Origin of the sequence: Streptomyces sp. NBC_00539, from assembly GCF_036346105.1 — a bacterium.
In the GTDB taxonomy this organism is placed as follows: Bacteria; Actinomycetota; Actinomycetes; order Streptomycetales; family Streptomycetaceae; genus Streptomyces.
The window spans coordinates 6,305,448-6,317,277 of sequence record NZ_CP107811.1; the positions used below are offsets into that span (position 1 = coordinate 6,305,448).

At 74.7% G+C, this 11,830-nt stretch carries 11 protein-coding genes; 6 read left to right on the forward strand and 5 right to left on the reverse strand.

Annotated features, from left to right (window positions below):
- The first annotated feature begins 33 nt into the window (after positions 1-33).
- The 5 genes from OG861_RS28475 to OG861_RS28495 all read left to right on the forward strand — a co-directional run bounded on the left by OG861_RS28475 (position 34) and on the right by OG861_RS28495 (position 5,667).
- On the forward strand, positions 34-486 hold the full coding sequence (locus tag OG861_RS28475) for a DUF2267 domain-containing protein (RefSeq protein ID WP_329192716.1): 453 nt from the start codon (positions 34-36) through the stop codon (positions 484-486).
- Between the two features lie 1,201 nt (positions 487-1,687).
- Positions 1,688-1,867: a hypothetical protein gene (locus OG861_RS28480; protein ID WP_330261899.1), complete on the forward strand. Its 180-nt coding sequence runs from the start codon at positions 1,688-1,690 to the stop codon at positions 1,865-1,867.
- A 213-nt stretch (positions 1,868-2,080) separates the two neighbouring features.
- Positions 2,081-3,532 (forward strand): uracil-xanthine permease family protein, encoded by a 1,452-nt coding sequence (locus tag OG861_RS28485; protein WP_329192712.1) that lies wholly within the window; start codon positions 2,081-2,083, stop codon positions 3,530-3,532.
- A gap of 24 nt (positions 3,533-3,556) precedes the next feature.
- Complete coding sequence (locus OG861_RS28490; protein WP_329192710.1) at positions 3,557-4,963, forward strand: amidohydrolase family protein; 1,407 nt, start codon at positions 3,557-3,559, stop codon at positions 4,961-4,963.
- Positions 4,960-5,667, forward strand: coding sequence for a sulfite exporter TauE/SafE family protein (locus OG861_RS28495; protein ID WP_329192708.1), 708 nt, complete (start codon positions 4,960-4,962; stop codon positions 5,665-5,667). The genes OG861_RS28490 and OG861_RS28495 overlap by 4 nt, the downstream gene beginning before the upstream one ends.
- Here OG861_RS28495 and OG861_RS28500 read toward each other — a convergent pair.
- The 3 genes from OG861_RS28500 to OG861_RS28510 form a co-directional block, all read right to left on the reverse strand.
- Complete coding sequence (locus tag OG861_RS28500) at positions 5,664-6,704, reverse strand: LacI family DNA-binding transcriptional regulator (RefSeq protein WP_329192706.1); 1,041 nt, start codon at positions 6,702-6,704, stop codon at positions 5,664-5,666. The genes OG861_RS28495 and OG861_RS28500 overlap by 4 nt on opposite strands.
- Positions 6,705-6,789: 85 nt before the next feature.
- Positions 6,790-7,995: a beta-ketoacyl-[acyl-carrier-protein] synthase family protein gene (locus OG861_RS28505; protein ID WP_329192704.1), complete on the reverse strand. Its 1,206-nt coding sequence runs from the start codon at positions 7,993-7,995 to the stop codon at positions 6,790-6,792.
- The gene (locus OG861_RS28510; RefSeq protein ID WP_329192703.1) at positions 7,992-8,243 is read right to left on the reverse strand and encodes an acyl carrier protein; all 252 of its coding nucleotides are present in this window, start codon (positions 8,241-8,243) and stop codon (positions 7,992-7,994) included. Before OG861_RS28510 ends, OG861_RS28505 begins: the two co-directional genes overlap by 4 nt.
- 203 nt (positions 8,244-8,446) lie before the next feature.
- On the opposite strand from OG861_RS28510, the gene OG861_RS28515 reads away from it, so the two are divergent.
- On the forward strand, positions 8,447-9,280 hold the full coding sequence (locus OG861_RS28515) for a lysophospholipid acyltransferase family protein (protein ID WP_329192702.1): 834 nt from the start codon (positions 8,447-8,449) through the stop codon (positions 9,278-9,280).
- A 23-nt stretch (positions 9,281-9,303) separates the two neighbouring features.
- Here the strand turns inward: OG861_RS28515 and OG861_RS28520 are convergent, their stop codons facing one another.
- Positions 9,304-10,302, reverse strand: coding sequence for a beta-ketoacyl-ACP synthase 3 (locus OG861_RS28520; protein ID WP_329192700.1), 999 nt, complete (start codon positions 10,300-10,302; stop codon positions 9,304-9,306).
- Between the two features lie 38 nt (positions 10,303-10,340).
- Positions 10,341-11,801: a hypothetical protein gene (locus tag OG861_RS28525; RefSeq protein WP_329192698.1), complete on the reverse strand. Its 1,461-nt coding sequence runs from the start codon at positions 11,799-11,801 to the stop codon at positions 10,341-10,343.
- Between the last annotated feature and the right edge of the window lie 29 nt (positions 11,802-11,830).

Below are 11,830 nucleotides of genomic sequence, written 5' to 3' on the forward strand. Positions count from 1 at the left end.
CCGACCCGTCGATCAGAAAGGCGCACAGCATCCATGTTCCACCGGCCTGAACAGCTCCAGCAGGCGCCGGAGATGACCTACGACCAGATGGTGGAGAAGGTGCGTTACGAAGGCGCGTACCCCACCCGGGAGCGGGCCGAGGACGCCGTCCGCCGCGTCATGTCGGCACTCGGCCGCCAGATCACGGGCGACGAACGCGTGGGCCTGGCCGCCCGCCTGCCCGTCGAAGCCGCCCTCGCCTTCACCGCCCAGGTTCCCGATCCGCGGCCGCTCACCGGATGGGCGTTCGTCAAGGAGCTCGCGAGCCAGGCCGGCGGTACTCCCGCCACCGCCCGCTGGGAAGCCGGCGCGGTCCTCACCGTCGTCGCCGCCCTCGCCGGGCCCGACCTCCTCGCCCGTGTCCTGTCCGGCCTGCCCGACGGCTGGGCGCTCCTCTTCGGCCAGGCCCAGCTGCTCACCCCGCAGCCCGCCCGCAGCGCGGCCTGACACCGGCGGCGACGACCGGAAATCCGGGGGCGGCCGCTGCCGCCCCCGTCCGCTGCTCCGCGACGATCGGGGGGTGCCCGTCGGGCCAACCTCCGTGACCGTCCTGACCGTCCTGACCGTCCTGACCGTCCCCCTCTGGGATCACGCCGGACGCACGTGGGCGAGGAGGCGGAGCGGCCCGGACCGTCATCGGCTTCCCGGCCGCCGTCCGCGGCCCTCCCCGACGCTCCGCGATGACGACGGGCTCTTGTGCGCCGGCGCCCTGGGCCGTCTCATCCGGATCGCGCCTGACCCGCGCCGCCCGGCACCGCACCCCGCAGCGTTGTCGGGGCGCCGTGCTGCCGGGCGCGGGTCGTTCGGCCCCGTCTTCGCCCTTTCCCCGCTGCTCATGCGGCTTTCCGGCCGGGCCGCCCCTGGGTGCTGTTGATGCCGGGGGTCTTCGCGGCGGCCGCCCGGAGGGGCGCGCGGCGCCGTCGCCTACGCGGTCTTCCGCCGCTTCTTCGCCGCGGACCTGGACGCGCCCGGCGGAGCCGGCCCGAGACGGCCGAGCAGTCCGGCTCCCCTGGTTCGCACGGGTGACCGTCACCTCCGTCCTCGTCGGCTCCGCCGGTGGGCATCGAACCGGCCCGGGCTGATGCGGCCGGCCCCGAGGAGGGCCGCCCGACGGGTCGCCCGCTCGCCGGACCACGCCTGGCCGCGCTCCGCGGCCCCGTCCTTCCCGGCCTTCGTGCGCATGCCCGCGTCGGGGTCCACGCAGTGGTCGGGCCACGGGTTCGGCGATGCCCCGGGCTGCGCCCTGCCCGGCGGTACGGGGGGCCGCCCGACTGCTCGGCTCCGCCGCGCTCGCCGCGCTGCGGGCTCCGCCGCGCTGCCGGGCCGACCTGCCCAGAAGCTGCCGGCCGTCCTGGCTCTCGTTCCGTCGGCCGAGCCCGCCGGGGCCCGGCGCGGTGCCGGCCGTACTCGTCGGGTGAACATCCGCCCCGTCCTCACCTGCGCCGGGGTCGCCGGCCACCTTGCAGTGGCGGTGGATCGCCGACGGACACGACTTCGGAACGTCCTGCGCCGGGTCACAACTGCCGCTCTTTGCCCTGGCGTTACCGAGCACACTCACCCGTTGTGTTTACCGCCGTGATTTTCGGTTACAGGATGTAGTGACAGACAGGCAGTGAAAGACCGTCAGTACCCGACGGAAGGCAGGAACATGAACCTCGTTGCCGGGCTCATCCTCGTCGCGGTCCTCGCCCTCATCGCCCTCCTGGTCGTGGCCCCTTCGGCCCCCTCGCGGCGCAACCCCTTTCCGGACCGCCGACGTTCCGGCGCCCACCGGCTGAAGACCGTTCCCCAGCAGCGCGGCGCGGGCCGCTTCCACACCCCGCAGTGACCCGCACCGGGGCACCTTACTCCCCCAACCCCCTCGTGGGGGAGGGGGAGTTTTCATAACCGGACGGCGTTCCAAGCGTCTCGTCCCACTCCCTTGACGCGATCGAAGAGCCCTCACATACTGGCGGCCAAATCGATTTGGCTCCGTCATCACGACCCCCGTCCCGGGTCGTGGGACCAGCCATATCCGGAACGAGCCGAACGGAGCTCGAACGTGCCCGGTTTCCGCATCGCGAACCGCCGTCCCGTACCACCGCAACCTCACTCCGACACCCAGCCGGACCCGGCGTCCCGGCTGCACACGCAGCCCCACCACGACGAGGCGCTCCCGGACGACCAGCCCCACCCCGTGGACCAGACCCGCCCGACGGGCAGGATCCTGCTCTTCGGCATCCAGCACGTCCTGGTGATGGCCGCGACCCCCATCTCGGCGATCTTCCTGATGAGCGCGACGCTCGGGCTCGACTCCCGCCTGACGGTCAAACTGCTCTCCGCCGCCTTCGTCCTGTCGGGTATCGGCTCGCTCATCCAGTCCCTCGGCCCCTGGAAGATCGGGCCCCGGCTGCCGTTCGTCATGCTCCCCGGCGGCGCGCCGCTCATCCTGTTCCTCGCCATCGCCCAACAGCACGGCCTGCGCACCGCCACCGGCGCCGTGATCCTCACGGCCGCCTTCTACTTCGTGGTGCTGCCGGTCTTCTCCCGGCTCCTCGCCTTCTTCCCCACGCTCGTCATCGGAACGATGATCGTCATCGTCGGGGTGAACCTGGTGAAGGTCGGCGCGGTCCTGGTCACGGGCCGGCCCGGTGAGCCGGGCTTCGCCGATCCCACCCACCTCCTGCTTGGCCTGGCCACCATCGGCTTCACCGTCGCCTTCTACCGGCTCTTCACCGGCGTCCTGCGCCAGCTCGCCGTCATGCTCGGCCTGATCGCCGGCACCGTCCTCGCACTGGCCCTCGGAGCCGCCGACTTCGGGCCGGCCCTCCACGGCCCCCTGCTGGGCGCTCCCGAGCTGCTGCCGTTCGGCTCCCCGCAGTTCAACCTGGTCGCCGCGCTCCCGCTGATGCTCTACAGCCTCGCCTCGATGGCGGAGGCCACCGGCCAGACCGTCATCAACGCGGAGGCGGTCGGCAAGGCCATCGACCGCCGCACCGACGTACCCAAGACCATCCGCGGCGACGCGGCCGTCTCCTTCCTCGGCGGGTTCTTCGGGCTTCCGCTGATGGTGACGAGCGGCGAGAACATCGGCATCGTCCGCGTCACCGGCGTCCGGAGCCGCTTCGTCACCGCCGCCGCCGGCGTGGTGCTCATCTGCATCGGGTTCCTCGCTCCCGTGACGCGAGCGATCAGCGTGGTCCCCGCGGCGGTCGTCGGCGGTACGGCCATGGTCGTCTTCGCCGTGATCACGGTCCTCGGCATCCAGATGCTCGGCCGCGCCGCACTCGACCGGCACACCAACACCTTCATCTGCGCCGTGTCCCTCGCCCTCGGGCTGCTGCCCATCCTGGTCCCGGGCGTGTACGGGAGCCTGCCGTCGGGCCCGCGGATCCTCCTCGAAAGCGGCGTGGCCGTCGGGGCGTTCACCGCCGCCCTCCTCAACGTCCTCTTCCACCACCCGCGGCTGCGCCGCTCCCCGGCCGGGGTCCCCGAGCCCGCCCCACGCACCTGAACCGCGCCCACCGGAAAGAGAACCATGAACGACGTGTCCCCCGACCACCTCACCGGCACCGGCCCCCGGCTGCTCGTGCCCGACGTGGTCTTCACCCCCGACGGGCCGCTCGAATCGCATGCGGTCGTCGTGGCCGACGGATCTTTCGGCGCCATCGGCCCCGCCCGCGAACTGGAGCGTCTGCACCCGCGGTTGACACCGGTGCGGCTGCCGGGCCACGCGCTGGTGCCCGGCTTCGTCGACAGCCACCACCACCTCACCCAGAGCTTCGGCGCGGCGCTCGCGTTCGGCGAACCCTCCGAGATATTCCGCCGGGTGTGGGCGCCCCTGGAGGGCGCGCTGGACGAGGAGTCCGCGTACGTGGCGGCGAAGCTGGCCGCGCTGGAGTCCCTGCGCGGTGGTTTCACCACCGTCGCGGACGCGGGCACCCGCGCTGCCGTCGAGGCCGATGTCGTCGCCACCGCCGCGCGCGACGCAGGGATCCGCTGCGTACTGGGACTGCTGTGCAACGACGCCCCGGGCGGGGACTCCGCGGACGTCATGGCCCGGGCGCACAAGCACCTGGCCCGCTACGACACCGACGACCTGATCCACCCGTCCCTCGCCGTCTCCATCCCCGAGGCCGCGACCGCCCGCACCCTGAGGGAGAGCGCCCGCCTCGCCGCCGAAGCGGGAGCCGTCGTACAGATCCACGTCAACGAGCACCTCGTCGCCGTCGAACGCTCCCTCGTCCGGCACGGCATGCGCCCCCTGGAGCACCTGCACCACGTGGGCGCCCTCGGGCCGCAGTTGGTGGCCGCCCACGCCACGCTGCTCACCCCGGCGGAACTCACCCTCCTCGCCGACAGCGGCGCGGCCGTCAGCTACAACCCCGTCGCCAGTGCCTGGAAGGGCAACGCCGTCGCCGCCGCGGCGCTCATGGCCGAGCGCGGCATCCGTTTCGGGCTCGGCACCGACGGCACCCGCGGCGACGCCTTCCGGCTCGCCGACGCCGCGGAGTCCGCCCAGCGCCTCGCCTACGGACTCGCCTCCGGCGACTCCTCCTGCGGAGCGGGCTGGACCTGGCTGGAGCACGGCGCCCGCGGCGGCGCCGACGCGCTCGGTCTCGGCTCCTTCACCGGAACCGTCACCGAGGGGGCCGCCGCAGATTTCCTGCTCGTCGACACGGCGACCCCGGAGATGCGGCTGACCTGGGACCTGCCGTGGGAGCTGGTGCGGCGCGGCAACCGGGACCAGATCAGCGCCGTGTTCGTCGGCGGCCGGCTACGGCTGTGGCAGGGCTGGCCCACCGACTGGGACGGTCCGGCGCTGGTGCGGCAGGCGGCCGAGCTCTCCCGTTCCGTGCTGGGGCGCGCCGCCGTCACCCGGGTCCACCCCACCTCCACGGCCGCGCGCGCCGACCGCCACCGCGGACGGAGCGTGGCCCGGTGACCTCGCAGACCTTCGCCCTGCTCGCGGTGACGGTCACGCTGGCCGCCTTCGTGCAGGGGACCAGCGGGCTCGGGTTCGCGCTGATCGTCGCCCCGGTGGCGGGCCTGCTGGATCCGGCGCTGCTGCCCGTGTTCGTCCTCGCGTCGATGATCCCGCTCAACGCGTACGTGGCCTGGCGCGAGCGGGGCAGCCTGGACCTGCGCGGCGCCGGCTGGATCACCGGGGCGCGGCTCGCCGCCACCCCCCTCGGCCTCGCCCTCCTGTGGGCCATCCCCGACGGCCGGCTCGGGCTGTTCGTCGGGGCGGCCACGGTCCTGGCGGCGCTGGTCAGCCTGGCCGCACCTGCCTTCACCCCCGGCCGGGGCGCGTACCTGGGGGCGGGCCTGGTCACGGGCCTCACGGAAACCGCGACGGGTGTGGGCGGCCCGCCGCTCGCGCTGGTCTACCAGCACCGGCCGCCCGCGGAGCTGCGGGCCACGATCGCGGTGTGCTTCCTGGTCGGCGAAGTGGCCTCCCTCGCCCTGCTGTTCGCGACCGGCGAGGGCGAACCGGGCCAACTGGCCCCGGCGTTGCTGCTGCTGCCCGCACTCGCGGTGGGGGCCTGGCTCAGCCGCCTGGTGCACCACCGCCTGGACGCCCGCCGGATGCGCCTGTTCGTCCTCGGCTTCGCCCTGGTGTCCGGGGTGGTGCTCATGCTGGGCTAGGACGCGGGGCCGCCGCGCAGGGACGACGCGCGGGCGATCAGGCGGGGCTCGGGCGCCGTGGCGACGGGCGGGGTGTCCTGCCCGCGCAGCCGGCCGAGCAGCAGTTCCACGGCCTCGGAAGCGGCGTGGTCCAGGTGCAGGTCGACCGCCGTGAGCGGGGGCTCGCAGGTCCGGGCCCGCAGTCCGTCGTAGCGGGTGACGACCGCGACGTCCTGCGGGATCCGCCGGCCGCTGTCCAGGATCGCCCGGACCGCTCCGACGGCGAAGGTGTCCACCAGGGCGCAGACGGCGTCGATGCGGGGGTGGGCGGCGAGCAGCGCCGCGCAGGCGTCGTACCCGGCCTGTTCACCCCCCTCCTCGGGGGCGGCCGCCACCATCGGGTCCCAGCCGTGCCGCGCCGCCGCCCGCTCGTACACGGTCCGGGCGTCGACCCCGGAGTGCCGCGCGCCGTCACCGACGATCAGCGCGGGCCGGACCGCGCCCTGCTCCCGCAGGTGTCCGAGCAGCAGTTCGGCGACCGGAGCCCCGCGCAGGTCGACGTACGGGGCGGCGTCGGCGGGGGAGACCGGCCGTCCGAGCGCCACGTAGGGCAGCCCCCGCTCGCGCAGCTGCGCCACCGCGACGTCGTCGGTGTCCGGCTCCACGACGATGGCCCCGTCGATGTCCACCGAGTACAGGGGGGACCCCGTACGGACCGGCGGGACGAGCACGAGTGCGTAGCCGTGCACGAGCGCGCGTTCCGCCGCGGCGGCGGCGACCTCCATGTAGAAGCCGAGCCGTGACGGTCCGCCCGCCACGGCGAACGGCATCGACGACGCCAGGGCGATGGCCTTGGCCTCCCCCCGGCGCAGCCGCTGCGCCCGCAGGTTCGGCCGGTAGCCGAGCTCGGCGGCGATCGCCTTGATGCGCTCCCGGGTGCGGGGGTCGACCTTGCCGATCCCGTTCAGGGCGTGGGAGACGGTCGTCGGTGACACCGACGCGGCCCGGGCCACGTCGGCGATCGTCGGCGGCCGGGCACCGGTACCGGAAGGGGACATCTGGGGTAACGCTCCTCGCGCCGCGCTGGGGTGACCTCCGCATCTTCCCCGACCGGCGGCGCCGCCGGAAGACGCGCCCGTGTGTTCAGGCGCGCGCGAGGACCGCGACGGCGTTGTGGCCGCCGAAACCGAAGGAGTTGCTCACCGCGATCTCACCGGCCTGCCCGCGTGGTGAGCCCGCCACGACGTCGATCTCCATCCCGGCGCCGGGCTCGCTCAGCCCGGCCGTCGGCGGAACCGTGTCCTCGGCCAGCGCCAGGACGGTCAGCGCCGCCTCGATGGCTCCCGCCGCGCCCAGCGTGTGCCCCAGGGCCCCCTTGGCCGAGGTGACCGGCGGCCGGTGCGGGAACACGCGCCGCAGGACACCGGCTTCGATGGCGTCGTTCTGCCGTGTGGCGGTGCCGTGGGCGTTGACGTGGCCGACGTCCCCCGGCGCCACGCCGGCGTCGGCGAGCGCGGCGCGGACGGCCTGCTCCGCGCCCCGCCCCTCGGGGTGCGGGGCCACCAGGTGGTGCGCGTCGGTGGAGGCCGCGTACCCGATGAGCCGCGCCAGTGGCCGTGCCGCCCGGGCCGCCGCGTGTGCGGGCCGCTCCAGTACCAGGGCGCCGGCGCCCTCCGCGATGACGAAGCCGTCGCGGGTGGTGTCGAAGGGCCGCGAGCCCGTGCCCGACAGGGCGCCCATCTGGGTGAAGCCGGCCACCATCAGCCGGGTGATGGCCGACTCCGCGCCGCACACGAGGGCGATGTCGCACTGCCCGGTCGCCATCAGGTCCCGGGCGAGGCCGAGTGCGGTGGTGCCCGAGGCGCAGGCCGTGGAGGTGGAGAGGGCGGGACCGGTCGTCCCGAAGCGCAGCGCGATGTTGGCGCACGCCATGTTGATCAGATAGCCGGTGAGGAAGTAGGGCGAGACGAACTCCGGCCCCCGGTCGGCCAGCCGGGCCAGCGCCTGTTCCTGGGTCAGAAGGCCGCCCATGCCACCGCCCGTGACGACGGCGACCCGGCCGGCGTCCCACTGCTCCGGGTCGAGTCCGGCCTGGTCGAGCGCCTGGGCGACCGCCGCCAGGGCGAGGCGGTCGACCCGGTCCAGGCGCCCCGAGCCGCGACGGCGCAGGACGGGGTGGTCCAGTTCCGGCACGCGGCAGCTGAGGGAGACCGGCAGACCGGCCAGCGCGGGGTCGGGTGCGCAGGTGCGGCGGCCGTCGAGGACCGCCGACCAGGTGGTCTCCAGGTCACAGCCGCCCGGCGTGACCAGGCCGATCCCGGTGACGACGGCCGGGGGGCGTCGGTTCAACGGCCCGTGCAGCGCGCACCGACGGCTTCGGCGAACCCCGCGAGCGTCGTCCCGCGCAGTTCTTCCTCCTCGACCTTGACGCCCAGCATCTCGTGCACGGCGATGGCCATCTCGACCACCATGAGCGAGTCGGCCAGCAGTTCGCGCATCGGCGCGTCCGCCCGTACCTCGTCGGCGGGGACCTCGAACTTCTCGATGAGCAGTTCACTGATCGCGTGGAGGACGGATTCCTGCGCGGAAATGGTCACGGCATCTCTCATTTGCGGTTTCGCGGCCCTTTGCAGCATGGTGGCGCAAACGGCCGGCGGTCGAAGGCGAACGGAAAATCGATTTCCCCGGCGCGGTGGGGCCGGGGTTTCGTGCCCACATAAGTACCACGGCCGCCGAATTACTCAAAACCTGTCCGCAATGGGCCTCCCAGTGACGCCTGACGGGCAAGTGAGGATCATTCATGTCGGAAATTCTTGTCGATTCGACCGTTGACCCGGTCGACCAGATCGTCGGCCCGGTCGATGTGGCCGACGTCCTCGACGTCGCCGGGACGGAGCTCCGAAACCTCAAGCGGTTGCTGGGCAAGGCGGGGGAGAGCGCCTGGGACCGGCTCCTCGACTGGCTCGTGGACGAATACTTCCGGCTGGAGGTGACGGGCTGGGAAAACATTCCCGCCGAAGGGCCCGCCGTCCTCGTCGCCAATCATTCGGGTGCCTGGGGGCTCGACGCATTCGTCCTCCAGAAGGTTCTCGTGCGGCGTCTCGACCGGCCGCTGCACGTGCCCGCCGCCCCCTTCGTCTTCCGGGTGCCGGTCATCGGATCGTACGCGCGCAAGAAGGGGGCCATTCCGCTCGATCCGACGCTGGGATGGGAACGCCTGGCCGCCGGAGAACTCGTAGGAGTGTTTCCCGAGGGGATCGCCGGACTGGAAAAGCCTTTCGAGGAGCGCTACCGGCTGCGTCCGTTCAGCCCCGGCTTCGCCGTCACCGCAGTGCGGACCGGCGCCCCCGTCGTCCCGGTCTCCGTCGTCGGCGCCGAGGAGGCGTGCCCCAGGCTGGGTGAGGTACCGGCCCTGGCGCGCCTCCTCGACCTCCCCTACTTCCCCCTCACGCCGCTCTTCCCGCTGCCGTCGAAGTGGCTGGTCACCATCGGGGAGCCGATCCCGGTGCCGCCGCGGCCCGGGTCCCTCGCCGAGCGCTCGGCCGCCGCCCGCCGGCTCTGCGCCGAGAGCCAGGCCGCCGTGCAGGAGCTGGTGGACCGGGAACGCGGCAGGCGCGAGACGCCCTTCTGGTGAGCCGTCCGGGCAGGGGGGACGGCTCACCCGTCGTCGGTCACCGCCCGGACGTCGGGCCAGACCAGGGTGGTCGACCCCCAGGCCAGCCCCGCCCCGTACGCGGTCAGTGCCACCCGCATCCCGGGCCGCAGCCTCCCGGCGGCGGCCGCCTGGGCCAGCAGGACGGGCACCGAGGCCGTGGCCGTGTTCCCGTACGCCTCGATGTGCGACAGCACCCGCCCGGACTCCAGGCCCAGTTCGGCGGCGAGGCCGTCCAGGATCCGCTGGTTGGCCTGGTGGGCGACCACCGCGTCCAGCTCGTCGAGCGACCACCCGGCCCCCAGTACGGCCCGCGTCAGCGAATCGCACATGCCGACCACCGCCTGCTTGCGCACGGCCGGCCCGTCCATCCGGAAGTACGGCGAGAACCGCGCCTCCGGCGCCGCCAGGATGCGCTTGCGTGCCCGCGCCCCTCCTCCGGGCACTTCCAGCAGGTCGGCCTGCGCACCGTCGCTGCCCAGGTCGAACGGCCCGAGGGCCCCCGGCTCGCCGGCGTCGCCGGCCCGCAGCACCACCGCCCCCGCGCCGTCGCCGAAGATGGCCGCCATCAGCCAGTCGTCCGGGTCGACGAAGGCACTGAACACGTCCGACGCCACCAGCAGCACGCTGTCGAGGACCCCCGAGGTGATCAGCGACGAAGCGACGCCCAGGCCGTACACGAACCCGCTGCACCCCGAGGCCAGATCGAACGCCGGGACCGTCCCGCACCCCAGCCGCGCGGCCACCTCCGGCGCCCCGGCCGGCACCAGCCGGTCCGGCGAGATGGTGGTCAGGACCACCGCGTCGGCCCCCGGGGCCCCGGCGGCCTCCAGCGCGCCCCGGCCGGCCCGTACCGCGAGTTCGACCGTGGCCTCCCCGTCGGCGACGCGACGGCTCCCCACCCCGATCCGGGAGCGGATCCACTCGTCGCCGACGGGCCGGTTCCCGCACAGCTCGGCGTTGGTGAGGGCGCGCGGCGGCACGTAGGAACCCAGTCCCGTCACCACCGCGCCCCGGCGGGACTCCGCTGAGCGGCCCGGCATCAGCCGGCCAGCCGCTTCGCTGCCCGCCGCACGTCCCCGGCGGCCTTCGCACACCGCTCGGCGTGCCCGAGGAGGGTCATGCGGAACCGCTCGCCCGCCTCGTCGGTGTCCCAGCCGCTGTGCCCGGCGCAGGCGGCGAGGCTCTCCGCGTGGCGCTCGAGCCGGTCCGCGCTGGCGTGGGCCAGCGCCCCGTACGCCGCCGGCGCGAAGCCGTGCACCCGGACCGGCAGCGCCGCCGGCAGGCCGACCGTCACCCGGCCGTCCGGGATCAGGCCGCCGGCCTCGCGGAAGGCCACGAGCAGCGTGTCCGGGTCCAGCGCGTCCGGCAGCCGGTCCGCGCTGAACGACGGCGAGATCAGCACGGGGTGCACCGCCGCCGTGACGCGGCGCACGACCTCCTCGGCGACGTGCTCCGCGAAGCGCGCCGCGGCGCAGCCGTCCGGGTGCGCCGCGGCGCACCCGGACGGCGCCCCGCACAGCGCGGACGGCCCCTGCCCCGGGCGGTCCTCCCCGGGCGCCCAGCCCGGCGCCCACAGGATCTCCGTCCCGTGTTCGACCGCGAGGTCCTCCCACACGAAGGCGCCCTCCACCGGGTACACGGCCGCGCCGACGGCCGGGTAGCGGCGCAGGGCCTCGCCCACCGCCTCACCGGCTCCGGCCACCGAGCCCACCGCGAGCAGGGCCAGCGCCTGCAGCGCGGACCCGGCCACGGCCCCTTCGACCACGGCGAGCGCGTGCGTGACGGCCGGGCCCGCCGCCTCGGGCGCGGCGCCGTCCGCCAGCAGCCACCCGGCCAGCGAAGCGGGGTCCGGATCGGCCAGGTAGGGGGCCAGCCGCCGCTCCAGCGCCGCGCTGCGAACCCGGTGGGACCGGCTGCCCGACTCCGCCGCCGCCCGCGCGGCCACCTCGCTCAGCAGCGTGTCCTCGGCCGCCGCCGCGCCCACCACGACGCGCCGGGCGACCCGGGCCGCGCCGCGCCGCCACGTGTCCCGGTCGAGCGTGCCGTCCCCGCGCCGGGCCGCGATCACCGCGTCCACGTCCTCGGCCGCCAGGGCGGCCCACTGCCCCCGCGCCACCGGCACCTCCCGCTCCAGGGGCACGTGCGGGGAGAGCCCGTACCGCAGGCCGCCCGGCGTCAGACCGCTGGGGGCACCGAGCACCCCCGCCTCCTGCGCCGCGGCGAGGAGGCTCGCGGCGTCAGCGCCCGACGGCGGTACGAGGAAGGTCCCGAACGCGGTGCGCAGGCGTACCGGCCTCCCGGAGCGGGTACGCCGCAGGTGCGCCAGCAGGCCGCCGCGCACCCCGTCGCGCGTGAGCGCGTCCAGCCCCAGCGCGCGGGCCGGGGCGTCCGTCCACGGTAGCCGGTGGGCGAACATGGCCGCGCTGAACACGGCGTTCTCCAGCGGCCAGGCCGTCGCCGGCCGTCGCGCCGTGGTGGCCGGGCTCTCGGCAGTGGTCATCGGTCGGTCTCCCTCGTGGTCGCTGTGGT